Genomic DNA, 17,874 nt, shown 5'->3' with positions numbered 1-17,874 from the left:
ATCACTCCTTCCCGTCATTATTTTCTTCGTCTTCCTTAATCTCTTTAAGAACATTTTCCGCTTTGTCTATTCTCATATGAGTTTTTCTTTTCATACTATCCTCAAAATTGCAAATACTGTCATATATGCAGTATTCACAACCATCGAGATCAACCTTAGTACCTTTTTTGATTTCCAGAGGTTCTGCTGAAATATTTCCGCCACGAAGCTCCATAGCCATATCTGAAATAACTTCATCTATTTTATCAAATATACTTTCAAAATCCTTATCTGAACAAGTTTCTACAATCGGCGTTCTTCTGCCATTAGTTCCCCATTTTCCAAACTTAACAAACCCCTTACTTCCGTTCATAGCAGAAAGTATGCTTTCATCATTTATAACTATTCCGTTCATAGAAAGCTCTTTTTCTCGCTCATCAACTATATCATCAGAGCTTTTATTTTCTGAATCTATATAACCACTTGTTGACGGAACATATAAAACTCCACAAGGTATGATATTATCGCCGAAAAGTTCATTTCCATTCTTGGTTATCGCTGAAAGATATAGCAACATCTGAACATTTATTCCGCAAAGAATATCATCAAGCACAAATTTCTTATTGCCCGTTTTATAGTCGATTACTCTTATATAATCACAGGCTTTTCCGCTCTCATCAGCTTTTTCCATTTTGTCAACTCTATCGACCGAGCCTCTTATAAATACTCTTCCACCATCAGGCAGGATAATCTTATATGAAATTCTGGCTTCATCTCCGCCTATCGGAAGTTCAACTTCAACAGGTTTAAATTCAGATTCCGTAAGTTCTGCAATAAGTCTTTCAAGAATAATCATAACTGATGAAATTATTCCCTTATACATACGCATAAAACTTGCAGACTTTTCATCCTCTCCGCCTAAGCTTTCAAGATAGCTGTCTAAAACATTTTCAACAGCTTTCTTTCTTCCCTCATAGCTTTGTTCTGAAAGCTTTTCTACACCATATTCCTTTGAAAGAAGCTTTTCAAATATATAATGTACCGCACTTCCGTATTGTCGAGGGTCAAATTTTGCTCTTTCACTTGGTTTGGCTTTTATTCCATAGTGACAGAAATATCTGAACGGACAATGGTAATATTCTTCAATCTGTGTCGCAGAAATATTCATATTATTGCCGAAAAGGCTTTTTGCAATTTTTTTGTCCGATATTTGGAAAGGTTTCTTCTCAAAGGCTCTGTCTGTTGAATCAATTCTGCCCGAAAGTTCTGGATATTTTTTTATACATTCTTTGATTGTTTCAGAAGTTGATGGTTCTCTATGCTTTAAAAGCGCATACTGCTCTAAAGCAGTTGTCTTTGAACATACTATATCTGTTATAGGCATATCAGACCTTGCACGAATCTTTATATCAGGAAATATTGCTTTTATTTCGGATATAATTTTAGATTCTATTGTAGTTTCGCCTGCGGTATTCTCTAAATATCGGCTTATGAATAGCTTTTCACTTGCATATGAACACGCCTTATAAGCGAAAAATTCCTCTTGAAGATAGATATTTCCTATCGAATCTGTGAGCGGAAGTGCCATTGAAATCAACTCATCACGCTCTAAGCTTGTGAAAATTCCATTATCTGTTGGCGTTTTTGGAAAAATTCCATCAACTGCACCAATTATAAATACTACTCTCGGTTTATCAGGACGAATTGTATCTGCATTTCCGAGAGTAACTTCATCAAGAGTTCTTGGAATAGTCGATATATTTCCTTGCGAAATTATCATTTCTATAAGTTCAAAATATCTTTTCGGTGATATATATTTTTCTTTTAGAGTTTCATAAAGAGTATCAAATAACTGCATAAGCATATCCCATACTCTCAATTCTTCCTCAGCAAGTATACTTTCATCATTTTGTTCAAAATAAAGGGATAATTGCTTAACCTTTTCAAAAGCTCCAAAATCTTCAAGTGCCTTAAAAACTGCACTTGTCATTCCTGCACCATCGGCATCTTTTAGGTTATCACGCAATCTTAAAAGGGTTTCTGAAATAAGCTTTCTATGAGTTTCAAGCTTTCCTAAAATTTTCGCACCGTCTTCTCCGCTTCTATCTACAAATCCATCTATACTTCTTGTAAAAGATTTATTCCAATCCGAACCTTTTAAATTCCACACAAAAGCATAATTTTCTAAAGTGAATATATCATCATCTGGAATTGATGTCATACCTGTTTTTAATATAGTAAGTATTGATTCGGTTGTGAGATTTCCGACTGCCGCCTCAAGCATTGAAAGTACCAATCGCATAAGCGGCTTTGCCTCTAATCTTTCCGGATATGAAACAAAAAGCGGAATATCATATTTTGTAAATGACGAATTTATTATTCCTCTATACATTTCCGAATCTCGGCATATTATTGCAATCTCATCATATCTATATCCATCTGCAACAAGCTTTTTAATATCACGAGCGACTTGTTCGGATTCATCGTAAATATCTTCCGCTTCATATAGCATAACTGAACCGCCAAAATCCTGCTCTAAATCTTCATTGCGGAAAATCAGTTCTTCAACATATCTTAAATCATCATTTTTATAACGCTTATTATTATCTACGGAAAGATTTATATCCTCACACTTTATGCCATTTTCCGAAGCAAGTTTTTTTATTACGGAGTGTGTTCGATTTACAAAATAGAACATTGAATCATTATCGTTGTTTTCTATATCTCTGCAAAGCGTTATATAAAAATCCTTTGATTGCTGAATCGCAAGAGAAACAATTCCCAATTCTTCGGCAGTAAAGCTGTGAAAAGAATCTATCGCAACAACCTTTCCGCTAAAAAAACTCTTTTCCGCAATAACCAAACTTGCCGAAATAAGTTTATCCAAAGGGTCTACATATGTTTCTGAAATAAGTGCGTCATAAGCTTCATAAATCAATGCACTATCATGGAGTTTTTTTCTAAGTCTGCCCTCTGGAACCTTCTTACTAAGCTCCATAAGCTTTTCGGGGGTAATCAAACATATTTTATATTCGGAAACTGCTGTAAGCATAAGTGAGGTTAAATCCGATTTTCCTGTACGCTCGCCATAAAGCTCAAGCTTATCCTGAACAGCCTCAATAGCAAGGCTCATCAAAATAAGCCTTGCACCATCAGAAAGCTCTTTTCTGGAATCTTTGCCATATTTCCTTTCTATATGGTCACAAAGACGCTGAAGACTTAATACATCTATATTTCTGGCATTTTTTGCGCCAAGTCGATTTAATATTTCACTTTCATTCTGAAATGATGCTTGTTCAGGTACAATAAGAATTATATTATCATTATTTTTTGCTCTCTCACAAATAGTATCTAATAAAACTGTACTTTTATCACTGCCACTTCTGCCGTTTATTATATGCACCATTAAATTTCACCTCATTGTTGCTATAAAATCATTTTGGTAGTTTCTCCGATTGCATCAAATATCTTCCCACGCTCACTACGAACAAGATTTGTCAAACAATTTCATATCTTTACAACGGAAGCACTTCACCAGGGAACCCCCTGCGAGGGTTCCCTACGAAAAACATTCCACTGGAATGTTTTTCTACCCTCCTGCGCTTTAGGGAGCATTAAGTATTTCGCCGTCTAAGGACGGCGACCAAAGGCTCTGCCTTTGGAAACTGCAAGCTTTTGAAAAAGCTTGAGCAAAACTTTTAATTCATATTAAAATCACTTGAATTTATTATAACATAAAAAGCATATCTGCACAATTCTACAATACAGAATGTGCAAATATGCTTTTATAATTTTATTACCACCAAGGAAGTTTATTCATCTTCCAAAGCTCTGAAACTCTATTATACTGAACACAGTCAACACCTAAGCTTATTCTTACTCGCTGAGAATAGTCTTTATCAGGGTTGATAAGGTCTTCAACATCTTTACCAACTGAGTTCACTTTAGTGATTACATTATAATGTTCTACAACATTTTCTTCAGACTCTAAAATATCCTTAAAATAGAAATATCCGTCCTTTTCAACATTATTATAAATTTCATCACTACAAGTATATTCAGGGTAATCGTGAGGAACTAATTCAATATAATCATTTTTAACGGTTCTGCCATTTTCGTCCGGAACAGTTTCTGAGGCACTGCGAATCCAACTACAATCAAGCTTAAAACGACAATATGTTTTTGCCTTTCCGGTATATTCTACATCAACTGTTATCGTTTGAAATTCCTTAGGAGTAAGCTCTATATAGCCTTCATCGTTTATAGTCGCCTCTCGTCTGGTTGTTTCTCCGTCCTTTATATAATAAAGTCTTGCAATAGCATAGAAATTTTCAAGATAAGCATCAGCTTCAAGCTGTTCTAATGATTTATACCTTGAAAATGTACTTGCGCATATCAAACCAATTATCATTAAAAGCGAAAAGGCAGCAAGTATAATATTTCTTTTTGTTATATACTTCTTAAATTGGATAAGATTCATCATACTCTCTCCTTTTCTTTTAATCTACCTGTGCTGAAGTAAGCTTAACAGCAAAACTTTCTGACTCAGAATTAAGTTCTTTTAATGTTTTATGAGAAATTTTATCCTCATTTATGTCTGCATCTGCTTTGTATATATTATCATGCTCTACCCAAGAAATTATAAAGAACGTTCTGCTTTCCCCTGCATCAATAGCTCCACTATTTTCTATCGCTTTAAAAGATTCTTTGTTCTTTTCATTTATAATATTTCTTACATCAGTATAATTTGCAAGTTCAGCTTCAGTTTTTCCGAGATAATCTAAAACCATAAGTGGAATACTTCCGCACTTTGTTTCATAAGCGGATATTTCTTCTTCATTCATAGGAATAATAAGCTTTTCGTATAAATTTCCCGATTGGTCTTGAATTCCCATATCAGAAAGTGAAATATCACATTCGCTGAAATTATGAATATTTACTTGTTTCTTTTCATAGGTTCCATCTATCATACTTTTTGTTTCTGATATTTTGCTCGTTGCATAAACAGTCATTGTCATATTCTGTTCAACAGACTGCAAATCACCGCTATGAATCTCAACATCATAAATTGCCGCTCGTGCATCTTCCGTTTTAGTATCACCGCTTGTATAACGGGAAAAAGATAAGCTCAAACCTACCATCGAGATTATACAAAGATATATCATAAGAAATGAAAAGTAACGGTTATGAAACAGCTTTTTCACAATAAATCACGCCCTATAACATTAACTGATTATGGATTTATTTCACGCCTATAAACATAGTTATTGAAAATTCCGCCCTTGCCAAGTATTGCAATATTACTACTATCTTTTGCGGCGTTATTCATATTCCAAATATACTCAACGCCCCAAATTGTACTTGAAGTGTCTCTCTTTATGACTATTCGGATATTCAAATCTTGCTTACTGCTACTGCTGAGAATAAGCTGTTTGCCATCAAAGCCATTCTGAGAATTTTTAAGAGTATTTGCATTGTCCATACTTTGACTGAAAACCAACACATCATATGTATACCCCGCAGGTAAATCTACGCTTATATCATAAGCAAAGCTTTTGAGGTTATATATATATGGCTGAGATTCGCCTGATGAAGTTCCGCTTAGATATTTTGTCTGGTAAACGTCTACTTCATCACCATTAAGCTCTTTGATAGTTGCAGAAATCATTCCATATTTCTCTATAATTTCTTTATAGATTTCATCGCTTTTTTGGAATATCTTTGTCATCTTTTCTTTGAATTCATCCTCACCGCCGAGCTTTTCTATTTCGCCTTCCTGTGCAACTTCGAGCGTCGTACTCTTATTTCTTACACCAGGAACGACTGAAACCTTATAAAGAGTTTCGGTTTTGCCGTCTTCGGCAATAGCCTTATAATATGTTATAGATGGAGAATAGCTATAATTTTTAGCTTCTTCGTCATATGCGTTATATGTTACTGTAAAGCTATATTGCTTATAATCGTTTTCTACAACATTACCTTCTTCATCATAAACAAGAATTTCTTCTGCATCGGCACTCTCCCACTTGCTATCACTAAAGCTCGGGTAAGAATCTTCACCGGAAATCTTTCCTGTATATTTTTGAAGCTTAGCTTTATAAGGCACTCGAAGGGTTATTTTGCTCTCCTGCTGGTCTTTTTTAACATATGAAAATACATTAAAGGTATCTACTCTATTATCACCTGTCATAACATTTTCATAGCCTTTATAGACAATTTCTCCGCTCTCGCTGGCTTTAAGAATAGTTACATCTCTTGAATCTGCACCATCTATATTGCTATTTTCAAAGATGAAAGGTGTATACTGCTGATTATTTACCTTAAATTCTTTTATATAGGTTTCATCATTAGGGATATTTTCTATAATAAATGGAACACTATAAGGAATTGTCCATGTAAAATTAAGAGCATCTTTATTCTCAAGATATTCGCCTGTATCATAATCATAAAGCTTAACTGCCGTATTGTTTACAGCTTTATCAGTAAAGTCCATACGATATTTGAAATACGGAACAATTTTGTATGTGCCAACAGGTGCGCTATTTTTCAGAATAAATGTCCAATTATTATTACCTGTTACGGATATGCCTGTTTCTCCTTTGGAATTTTGGAAATATTTATTTATCTGTTCTGTTGTAAGCTCGGTATAATCATCAGAGGAAATTCCCTTGAAATAAATCTTTATTCTGTCAGCAGCATAACCACTTCCACTATACTTTGCATCACTATAGGCGGTAGAGTCTGTTCTTGCCATAGAAACATTAGAACTCATCCATTGTGCAGTAAAGGTTACATCGCTTGTTTCGTTTCCGAGAACCTTTCCAACATATGAGCCGTCCTCATTCTTATCAAAAATGGTATAGCCATTTTTTGTTGCTGAATTTATTATTACTTTTGGCTCATTTTCATATGTACCCCATGCCGTACCGTCTTCTTTTTTTCCGTATTCGCCCATATGAATTTGTTCATAGATATAACGGCGAATATCACCATTCTCAGCCATAATATCTGTATGACCGGTATATTTTGTTGGATAGTAAGCCCCTGTTTTAGCATCGCTCTTGACATAGATTTTATCTACGGCATTTTCGAGTGATACAGATTTTCCCTTTGGTGTTTCGTCAGTCTCTTCGCCTGTTCCCTCACCTGTTTCTTCTTCCTTATTATATATAGGATTATCAGCATCAACATAGTAAGTAGAAGTTGGATTATTAGCAATAGAGGCTTTGAGGCTCATATATGTACCATAGTTATTTGAATTAGTAACTATTCGTGTTGCATCGTTGTCTTCTTTAGAATAGTAATAATATCTGAGTGGATTTATACCATATGTTGGTCTACCTACAAAAAGTAAACCCTGTTGGTAACCATCAGCAGATTTTCCATATAGCTTATCATATGAAAGAGGGTCTAAAACTCTAATTTCAGCTCCCCAGTAACGCGTATATGTAGCTGGGCTCGGATAATATTGAGAGCCTCCTAAACTTATATAACCCCAACCAGTTCCTTGAATAGCATTAAGTGGCGAATGTTCTTTGCAGAAATATATTGTTGCAAAATGCTTTCCTGAACCCGAATTTTTGGTTCGCTCATACATAAGGTCCACCTTATATAAACCACCATAGAAACAATCCGAATTATTTATCAAGCCGTCAATGCTTATCTCTACCTTACCCGTACTCTTTTGGTCTTCGTCATATTCAACTTCACCGACTTCAATTTTGTAGGAGTTTTTATAATGATTAGCAGCTTTGTCTTCATTCCATTTAAGCTTGTTATAGCTTGTATTTTCGGCAGACGGCAGTCTGTCCTGCCTATAGACACTTGCCCAAATCTTATCACCTTTGCTCATATTATGAGTTGTAACGGTTATCATCGGATATTTACTGATATTACTTCCCTTTGAATAAGTTTTATAAGTCTGTATATTCTCTCCTTTCAAACTATTTTCATCTGAATTTTTATAATTATCTGAAACAGAATAATATATAACATCCTGTGCAGGCTTTGTTTGATCGCTTTTATCCTTATCTGTAACCGAATCATGCTTATCAGGGTCAATCTCAAGTCCGCCATTATCTGTTGTGCTTGTAACTATGCCATCTGTTGGTGTATTAAGTGATACAGAATCGAGAGTTGCATAAGGCTTATATTTATCTATAACAACATGGACAACAACTATATTTTTATGAATTCCGTCTTCTGCCGTTATAACGCCAAGAACCTTAGTATACATATTATCAAGGTCATTGTTGGTTCGATATGGTACAGCAATTTCCCACATATCACGATATTCGATACTTTCTTGCTTATCATTAAATATTACTTTTGAATCGCCATTATAGCTGTTAATGGATTTACTCCACTTTACATTTTCGTCAGAAAGCTTATCCTCAAGATTATTAGCGTCAAGCCATAAATTCTTTGGATATGGGTCGGTATAATGATTCATCTTTTTAAGACGCTTGGTAGTATCTACTGTATCGCCTTGATAGAATTGAATTTTTGAATATTCTGATATACTTTCTATATTAGGAGAAATATAGATATATTCATTTGTATCAACATCTTCATAAACATAGTTATTGTTTTCATCCTTTATCGGTTTGCCGGTCTGAGAATCACGAACTTTTCTGCGAGCTACAGAAGAATCTATATCATCTATAGACATATAGACATTTATATCCGTATACTTAATCTTATCGGAATATGTTCCGTCAGAAAGCTGTGCATAATGAGTTTCTATATCGCTCAAATAGTTATCAAAGAACTGATAGTAGGTTGTATCATTATTTGTATATTCCCACTTTGTCTGCATTTTATATTCGATAAGCTCATCAAGACTACTATCCTTAATCTGCTGTGCATAAATATCAAGGTCCTTTTGCAGGGTTCTCTCTGACGGAGAAACCATAGAGGAATATAATGAGTTAAGTTCGTTATCGTTGACGAGAGAGCTGTCAAAGCAAGCTGATTCGCTCTTTTCATCATACTGAACACCGAATTGTATATTCTTATAGCTATCCTCAATACTTTTTCTTCTTGGCATAAATACGTCTACGCTTCTGTACTCATTTATTGCCTTATCTATAATTACATATGCGCCGTTGCTTTTAACCTCATCGCCAAAGCGACTTGTCAAATAAGCCTGCAAATATGGTGAAAGATTATCATAATCCTGATAAACCATTGCATTATTTTGGTGAGAATCGTAGTCTGTAAGCTCGTGGATAATCTCTTTTCTGAATATGAAGTTATTGCTATAAATAGCTACTGTATCTTCGGTATCGGTCTTATCAAGAGTCACAAGCTTTAATTTACATCTGTTTTGGTCGTTAGAATCATATGCAGCTTTATTTTTGGTATAGAGAGTTAAATTATCATAAACCTTTCCGTTATTATTCAAGTATCCACCTATAACAGGATAATCGCTTACACCCTCCGGTGCTTCTGAAAGGTCTACCATATTATTAAGATATATAGGTGTGCCATGAGCATTTACACCAAGAATAGAGCCTACATAAATCTTATTATTTTTATTATCACCCTTATATCCGACTGTACCATAATTTATGCCATTAGTAAGTCTTGGGCCTAAACTGTTTGTATTGTATGGATAGGCATATCCGATTATTCCGCCCGCATATAAGCCACCACTCTCAAGATAACCAACGCTTATATTACCGTAGTTTATCATATTATAACCTATATACTTTTGGTTTTTATCATTCCATCTATCATTTATACCTATAATACCGCCTACATGTGTTGCAGTACGGTTTCGTTCGGTACCAATTTCTATATCACCATAATTCAAAACCGAGTTTATGTAATCAAAGGATTGTGCATTACCTACTACACCGCCAATAAACATATAGCTTTTTCTTGTATTATCATTGGTATTATCAGTATTATAAGGCTTATCATTATTATAATAAAGCTTTCCGAAATTTTCTGACTGAGTTATAGAAGCTGCATTTAAATATCCAGCAACGCCTCCCATATAAAGAGTTGCACCAGTACCCCAAGAATATGATGTTGGATTTGTTACATTGACATTTGCAAAATTATAACAATGGCTTAAAGTGAATTTTGCAACACTGACATATCCCACAATGCCACCAACAAAACCTTCACCACCACTCTCGTTAATATTTATATCACCATAATTTATGCTATTCGATATAGCTGAAGTTGAAGTAACATACCCAACAATGCCTCCTACACGATATGCGTCTGCATTTTCTACGGAAATATCAGCATAGTTTACACAATAGTCTGTTTCTCCTCCTATGCTTCTGATTCCACCGATATGAACATACCAGCCAAAGCCTGAAGCTCCTGAAGATTTACACCACGAGCTTATATACTCTGTGCCATTGACATTAGCTGTATAAAGATTTCTTACTGTGATTTTTCCTCTGTTTTCACTATGAATAGCTCTTCCGCTATGTGTTATACCCGATAAATATAAACCAGAATCTTTATATTTTGCATTATTAACGCAATTTTCAACTGTAATAGGTGCAAAATTTATATTATTCTCACCCGATAAGCCACCGTTAAGATAGACATTATAATTATTAGTTATATAATTAAAGTAGCTGTCTCGGATTGTCATAGGAGCATAATTCCTTGATTTATAACAAATACTATTTGAAACAGCATAAACAGTTATATTTGAATCCTCAACCATAAGATTAGTAAGATTTATCTCGCCATTATTGATAAGATTTTCTGTTTTCTCCGCCTGATAACTATTATATTGATATAATACACCATATACAATTATAGCTTTAGTTTTGCCAGAAATATTTATTTTTCCATATCTGCGGGATTTATCAAGGCTATTAAAAACTTCGTTCCATTTATCTGACTTCATACCATCTGGAATATAACAGCCATCATACCAACCATTAACTATATTTTTTATCTTTGATTGTCGGTTAGTGTTCTGATTCATCGTTTGATAACCAAATACGGTAAGTGTTCCGGTAATCTCAGCGTCTACTGTAACATCTCCGAGATTAAGGTTATTATTTGCGAAAAGTGCCTGATAACCAATTGTACGAATTGTAACTGCACCATTATATTTTCCTTTAACAGTGATATTTCCATAGTTAATATTATTATTAAAGGTAAATTGGTTCTGATTCTTTTCGTTATAGTCTGTTGTATGATTATAGCCTATTCCGGTTATTTCTAAACTTCTTACGCAATCCGGAGCTTCAGTTGTATCAACTGTAATATCAACATAGTTGCGATTATAATTGCTGTTATTATACCAATCATTGCCATATGTACTTCTTAAACAACCTGATATTGCAAGTCTTATCATTTTATTAGTATCTTTTTTATTTGGAATGAAATTTATTTCTCCATAGCTTGAATTATACGAACCCAAACCATTAGAATACATTGCAATATGAGGGAAATAGTCTTCCGAAGTAAGGTTTGATGTACCGTAAACAGGGTCAAAATTATTCTTATCAAGGTCAACGGTTAGCTTTCCTATGTTTGTAGTATGGTCTGCATATCGCATAGAAGTTCCCATAACACCTATATATGCAGCACTATTTGTGTCAGTAGAAGTGTACCAATAGGTAGGATTACTGTTGCATCGCTCACGATTTGTTGGTGCCATATAAATGTCGCCTGCATTATAGGAATATTCTGTATCCATACCACAGATACCAACAAAATATCCACCATTATCAATTATAACACTATTATTTCCATTAGTAAAAATAGTTCCGCCATAAAAATAGATATTACCGCAGTTATAAGATTTATAAGTATAACCCTGTGCTATACCATAAATACCTATACCACCATTATACATATAGAAATTACCTTTATTATAGTTTCTATAATTATAATATTGACCGTTATTTGTACCTTTAGCACTACTCATATAGCCTATACCGCTCATAAGGCACTTATTTATTGCAACGGAATAGAAATTGCCTTCATTATAGGCATTGCAAATAATATTATTACCTATTCCCCACATATTCGACCTTGCTTTGGAATCATTATTTACTAAGCGTTTACCACTTGGAATTGCTTCGGCTGTGGGCTTGCCGTTTTCATCATATATAACTTCACCTGTAAGCTCATTTTTAAGAACCGGAACATCATATATATTTCCAAAATTGGCAATTTTGATTGCACGAACAGAATCATTTATATTTATGGCAGGCTTAGAACCATTTTCTCCAGTTAAGCCGGTAAAATTGTTTCCTACCTGACCTGTTGTAATGCCTGCTGTATTAAAACTGCCGTTTATCAATTTCCAATCGTTGCTTTCATCGGTTATCATATACGCACCATAAACATTACCGTAGTTAGCAACATGAGTAAGCTTTCCATGGTATCCCCATTGTGAATTGTGACCTGTGCCTGCAGAACCAAGCAAACCACCTACACGAACATTATAGCTGAAAATATCCGGTACCATTTCTAATGCACCGCCGATAATATCTCCGCTATTGGTGCAGTCTGTTATAAAATGGTATGATCCTCCACCAATAAGTCCACCTATCGCTGTGGAACGCTGTAAGCCTGTTCCAAGCTTAACAGTTGCCGAGGAATGTACATTCTCCATATCAATATAGGTTGAATTTGCAACAACTGTTGCACTTCTTACATTAAAAGAGCTATCTGTATTTGTAGTTGGCATACAGTCGGCATCACCGCTCGAAATTTCGCCACCAACAAAAGATAAGTCTTTAACACAAGAATTATACTGAATAGTTTTACTACTGTTAGATTGTGCTATAAGAGCAGTAAATTTATTACTTTTATTATTGGTTGTTGTGGCTGGTGTATTTATTGTAAGATTAAGGATTATATGATTATCTCTCAGCTTTTTGCCATTACTGTCGTTTCCGAGTGATGAAGTATGATGAATAGGACAATTTTCATCGCCATCATCAGCTGTACCTATAAGCTTACCCCAGAAAGATATATTTGTTGAAGTGTTTGTTTTGTTAACCCAACGTTTACTCTCTATACAATTTGATGTCACTGTTATATCAAGCTTTGGTTTATAGGCATTCGGAGCAACTTCATTCATATCTATACATCTATCTATTTTAAAATAATATGTCTGTGTATACTCATATGAACAAGGGAAATGAATAAGCTGTGCAGGAGTAGAAATTATCAATGGGTCACTCTCTGTACCCATACCACTAAAACCATAGATTCGTGGATAAGTCCAATCATAAGTCCTTTTATTACTTCTGGCAGCTTTATTATTAAGTGGCTTAAATTCTGTGCCTGTAACACCATCAAGGGTTTTAAGCTGTAAATTTGTGCGAGGTATGATATTTTCTTCATCGGGATTGTCTAATTGATTAGGAGTTGTACCGACCTTGAAGGTATCGCTATCATAGTAGCAGTTTGATATAGTACCATTATTATTAGGGCATACTGGATTTTGCACAACTGGTTCACGAGCATCGAGCATACCTGCAAAATATGAGTCTGTGATTTTGCCACTTGCATAGTTTATAGCAACAAGTCCACCGGCGGTAGAGTTTGCAGATTTTACAACATTGACATTTGCGATAGCATCTTTTTCCGGCTGAACTTCTTGAGCGATAGCATATACATCGTCAATAGTGCCATAGTTTCTTGAGGCAATTACCGCAGTAAAGGTTGCGGCACTGTTTGTAGAATCTATTGTAGGATGATATATGCCAAAGTTTCTTACAACTGCATTAGCACCAACTACACCGAAAAATCCTACGGTTACAGGTGTATAATCTGTATCAAAATAAAGGTCACGAATTTCAAAGCCCTGACCATCGAATGTGCCGGTAAACGGATTACCGTCTCCACCTATAGGCATAAAATATCGTTCATTATAGCTGACCTCTGAATATTCAATATTATTACCAAGTACGATATTAGCAGAAAGATAAAATTTAGCTTCTGCTGGAGACGAGCCTTTACCATTTACAATCTGCGAATAGAGATATAATTCTTCAGCATCACAAATCATCAGTTTATAGCCCTGTGACATATAATTCTGTGCCGTACCCATATTGAACAGCAAAGCCTCGCCTACTTTTTCACGAAAATCTGTAAGAGATATTCGCTTAGGCTCAATATAACCTGTCTGCTCTTTATATTCAACATATGTAGGCAATGGTGAAATAGCATCCGAACCATCGTAAAGCTCATTCATATATTGATATGCTGGAGCATTATTATCCGCTGCATTTGCAAAAAGAGGTGCAAACAAACCGAAAAATCCAGAAAGCATATCGCTTGGAATAAGTCCTCCAACTATTAAAATTACCAATGCAAATGAAATTACTCGCTTTTTCTTTGTATTTTTAAATTTCATATTAACATTGCCTCCTTAAACAATTAGAAATTATATTTAAAGTCTTTACATTTTTTACAATTATGTATAAATATAACATTATATTTTGTTATAATTATATCATAGAATACTAATTTATTTTTCTTAATAAGAATTTTAATGTAATCTTGCAATTATAATATATATTTGTATATAAAAATTAGTATTTATTACTAACTCATTGATTTTTTTATTTTTCTATGTTACAATATTGCTAAACATAACTTATTTATAATTGAATTTTTAGCTAAAAAGGAATGAATACAATGAACGATAATTCTACGGAAACTGCTATTGAATCAGTTTCCGATAAAAGTTCCAAGTCAGATTCCAAGCAGAATAAGAATAATTCATCTAATAAAACTCTTACTATTCTTGGAATTGTTGCTTGCATCATACTTGCACCTATATTGATTCTAAATATAATTTTGATTATACAGGGTTTTACCGTAGATAGTAATTCTATTCCAAACATAGGCGGAACTTTTCCGCTTATAGTAAAATCAGGTTCTATGAGCGGTACTATCGAAACGGGAGACCTGATGTTCGCACATACTGCCGAAGATACCTCAGCCTTTAAAAAAGGTGATATTATCGTATATTGGGATAAAGCAGAGGGTGGTTCTCTTGTAACCCACAGAATTATAGAAGTAACTAAAGATGATAACGGAAAACTTGCCTATCGTACAAAAGGTGATGCCAACGCCACCGCCGATGCAAAGCTTGTTTATCCGGAAAAAATTATAGGTACATATCAAGGAAGAATAGCGGGTTTGGGAAATGTTGCTTTATTTATGCAAACTATTCCCGGATTGATTATATGTGTTATTCTTCCACTCGCTATTTTTGTTATTTATGACATTTTAAGACGCAGACACATTCAAAAATCCGAACAAACCGAAGCTGCCGCACTTATGGCTGAAATCGAAAAGCTTAAAAGTGAAAAAGCTAAGCTTGAATCAGACAGCAAAAATTAAATCTGATTAAGAAGTCTAACTACCGATTAGATTTTTTAATAAACTCGAGTAGTTACTTACTCAAAATGCCCGAAACAGAAAACTTCATACGGTCTGCTTGGGTAAATACTTAATAAAGGAGAGATTAAAGTATGAAAAAGAATAAGACACTTCGTGCCGCAGGTATACTTTTTCTTGCAACCATGCTTACTACTTGCATGACAGCAGGAACCTTTGCTAAGTATACAACAGGCGACAGTGCAGAGGATTCTGCAAGAGTAGCAAAATTCGGCGTTACGGTAACTGCCGACGGTTCACTTTTTGGTGAAGAATACGCAGATGCTGCTAATGGCAACAAGCCTATCAACTTTAGTGGCGACACAAACACAGGTACTGTACAGGTTTCTGCACAGGGAGAAAATGTTGTTGCTCCTGGTACTAAAAATGATACTGGCTTAGGTTTCACCGTAGCTGGTAAACCTGAGGTTGATGTTCAAGTTACAGCAAATATTGATAACAGCAAAATTAAAGATGTATATCTTAAAGCTGGCTCATATGCTGTTTTATCACAAGTTAATAATGTAACTGAGGAAAATTTTGAAGCTGCTAATCTCTATATTCTTGATAATGCAACATATAAGCATCCTGAAGGCTACAATGCCTCAGCTACATATTATAAAGTAGTTGGCAATACGGTTACATTTACAGACGACTATTACCCTATAGCATACAGCTATGATGGACAAACCTACTCAAAAATAGCTGATATTGCTACTGCTGTTGATAATCTTGATGCTACATATCAAGCAAACACAGACCTTGCTAATGTAATTGGTACAAAAACTATAACTTGGGAATGGACTTTTAGTAAAGATACTGATACCGATACCAAAGATACTATCCTTGGTGATATTGCTGCAAGTTCTATCGTTGTCAAAACTGCTGATGACGGTACAACATATTCAGCAGTCGCAGAAAATGACGATTATAACCTCAATGTAGGTTTCGATATGTCTATTACAGTAGACCAAATCGACTAATAATACTAAAAACTTCAATCTATACTGAGCCAACTGTCCTTCGGGGCAGTTGGTTCGCATATGGACTGAATTTTTTGAAAGGAGGTATCGCTATGAATAAAGCTAAGAAATCTTGGTCTGTAGCTATGATTTTGTTACTCTTTATTATTATAACTGGTGATATTGTAATAAATATTGCATTCTCTGCAAGCACCAATCCAACTTCAAACAAAACCATAAGCCTTACAAATAATGCTCCCATTTATAATAAAGCCTATGTGCAAAATAGTATGGAAAGCTCTCCCCTTTCACAAGAATATATTTCTGATTCATCAAAAAATGGTGGTTTGTCTGTTTCTGATTCTGAACAGACATGGACTACCAACACAACAGTAAATATCTTTGAGCATAACGACCCTCATGTTTCAACTGACGGAACTGGAAGTACTAACCATACAATAGCTCCCGGAACAGAAAACAACTATGTATTTAGTCTTAACAATGACAAGGAATACGCAATTAAATATAACCTGAATATATCAGGCGAAAATGATAGTGAATATGAAATTCCTGTTATGGTTCAGATTCTTGATGCTAATGGCAACTCTCTTTCTGGAGATATGAAGCCTATTAAAGAGCTTAATTCTATAAGCTCCGATGGCAGTGTTAAGCCTTATTCAAGCACACAGTATCAAATCCGTTGGAAATGGGCTTTTGAAAATGGTACTGACGATTACGATACCTTTCTTGGAAATAAGGCAGTTGATGAAGAAATAGCTTGCCATATAAATATCAATGTTATATCTGAATATGATTATGATGAAAGCTCTGTTGAGTCTGATTCAAGTGATACTCCATCAGATAATTCAACTATTAAAACAGGTGATAGCAGAAGCTTTACATTATATATCGTTATAGCAGTTTTTAGTGTTATAATTCTCGCATTGATTACCATTTTCAGAAAAAAGCACAGTGGAGTTTCAAAAAATGATTAAGAAGATTTTGAAATATACTTCAAAAATATTTGGATTTCTTATAGTTTCAATTATGATAGGCTATTGTGTTTTTATGATGAATTCAAGGTTACTTCTTCATGAACAATTACCTATGCTTGCAGGATACGGAAATGCTGTTGTACTTTCAGGAAGTATGGAACCTGCAATCAGCGTTAATGATTGGCTTATTATACACGAGCAAGAAAGCTATGAGGTCGGCGATATTATAACCTTTATAGATAATGATAATATGCTTGTAACTCATAGAATAATAAAAATCACTGATGATGAAATAATCACTCAGGGCGATGCTAATAATGTACGAGATAAGTCTATTTCAATAGAGCAGGTTAAGGGAAAGGTTATTAAAATTTTTCCAAAGGTCGGGTATGTAATCTCATTTGTGCAAAATCCATTCTTTATTGTAACTATCATAGTTTTGGTTTTTGTTCTTATGGAACATTCCTACTCTAAGGAAAAAAATAAAAAATCTGAAAACCTCGAAGCTTTGAAAGCCGAAATAGAAAAGTTAAAATCAGAACAATAAA

At 34.5% G+C, this 17,874-nt stretch carries 8 protein-coding genes; 4 read left to right on the top strand and 4 right to left on the bottom strand.

Annotated features, from left to right (window positions below):
• Position 1: 1 nt before the first annotated feature.
• The 4 genes from ACLU24_RS04365 to ACLU24_RS04350 form a co-directional block, all read right to left on the bottom strand.
• Positions 2–3,385, bottom strand: coding sequence for a PD-(D/E)XK nuclease family protein (locus tag ACLU24_RS04365; protein ID WP_412610576.1), 3,384 nt, complete (start codon positions 3,383–3,385; stop codon positions 2–4).
• Between the two features lie 390 nt (positions 3,386–3,775).
• Positions 3,776–4,462: a hypothetical protein gene (locus tag ACLU24_RS04360; RefSeq protein WP_412610574.1), complete on the bottom strand. Its 687-nt coding sequence runs from the start codon at positions 4,460–4,462 to the stop codon at positions 3,776–3,778.
• A gap of 16 nt (positions 4,463–4,478) precedes the next feature.
• Positions 4,479–5,183, bottom strand: a complete 705-nt coding sequence (locus ACLU24_RS04355; protein ID WP_412610572.1) for a hypothetical protein — start codon at positions 5,181–5,183, stop codon at positions 4,479–4,481.
• 29 nt (positions 5,184–5,212) lie between these two features.
• Positions 5,213–14,338, bottom strand: a complete 9,126-nt coding sequence (locus ACLU24_RS04350; protein ID WP_412610571.1) for a hypothetical protein — start codon at positions 14,336–14,338, stop codon at positions 5,213–5,215.
• Between the two features lie 284 nt (positions 14,339–14,622).
• Here ACLU24_RS04350 and ACLU24_RS04345 point away from each other — a divergent pair, with 284 nt between their 5' ends.
• The 4 genes from ACLU24_RS04345 to ACLU24_RS04330 all read left to right on the top strand — a co-directional run bounded on the left by ACLU24_RS04345 (position 14,623) and on the right by ACLU24_RS04330 (position 17,873).
• The gene (locus tag ACLU24_RS04345; protein WP_412610569.1) at positions 14,623–15,333 is read left to right on the top strand and encodes a signal peptidase I; all 711 of its coding nucleotides are present in this window, start codon (positions 14,623–14,625) and stop codon (positions 15,331–15,333) included.
• Between the two features lie 131 nt (positions 15,334–15,464).
• Positions 15,465–16,352, top strand: coding sequence for a hypothetical protein (locus ACLU24_RS04340; protein ID WP_412610567.1), 888 nt, complete (start codon positions 15,465–15,467; stop codon positions 16,350–16,352).
• Between the two features lie 92 nt (positions 16,353–16,444).
• Positions 16,445–17,326, top strand: a complete 882-nt coding sequence (locus ACLU24_RS04335) for a hypothetical protein (protein ID WP_412610565.1) — start codon at positions 16,445–16,447, stop codon at positions 17,324–17,326.
• A complete protein-coding gene (locus ACLU24_RS04330) occupies positions 17,319–17,873 on the top strand; it encodes a signal peptidase I (protein WP_412610563.1) in 555 nt (184 codons plus the stop codon). Before ACLU24_RS04335 ends, ACLU24_RS04330 begins: the two co-directional genes overlap by 8 nt.
• Position 17,874: the final 1 nt, after the last annotated feature.

The sequence above is a fragment of the Pseudoruminococcus sp. genome, from assembly GCF_047012705.1.
Classification (GTDB): Bacteria; Bacillota; Clostridia; order Oscillospirales; family Acutalibacteraceae; genus Pseudoruminococcus.
The sequence above is the reverse complement of the archived record's forward strand: the minus strand, read 5'-3'. Positions and strand labels throughout refer to the sequence as shown.

Coding starts and splice junctions, on each gene's coding strand:
- ACLU24_RS04330 (WP_412610563.1), top strand. CDS start 17,319: ATGATTAAGAAGATTTTGAAATATACTTCAAAAATATTTGGATTTCTT.
- ACLU24_RS04340 (WP_412610567.1), top strand. CDS start 15,465: ATGAAAAAGAATAAGACACTTCGTGCCGCAGGTATACTTTTTCTTGCA.
- ACLU24_RS04350 (WP_412610571.1), bottom strand. CDS start 14,338: ATGAAATTTAAAAATACAAAGAAAAAGCGAGTAATTTCATTTGCATTG.
- ACLU24_RS04360 (WP_412610574.1), bottom strand. CDS start 4,462: ATGATGAATCTTATCCAATTTAAGAAGTATATAACAAAAAGAAATATT.
- ACLU24_RS04345 (WP_412610569.1), top strand. CDS start 14,623: ATGAACGATAATTCTACGGAAACTGCTATTGAATCAGTTTCCGATAAA.
- ACLU24_RS04335 (WP_412610565.1), top strand. CDS start 16,445: ATGAATAAAGCTAAGAAATCTTGGTCTGTAGCTATGATTTTGTTACTC.
- ACLU24_RS04365 (WP_412610576.1), bottom strand. CDS start 3,385: ATGGTGCATATAATAAACGGCAGAAGTGGCAGTGATAAAAGTACAGTT.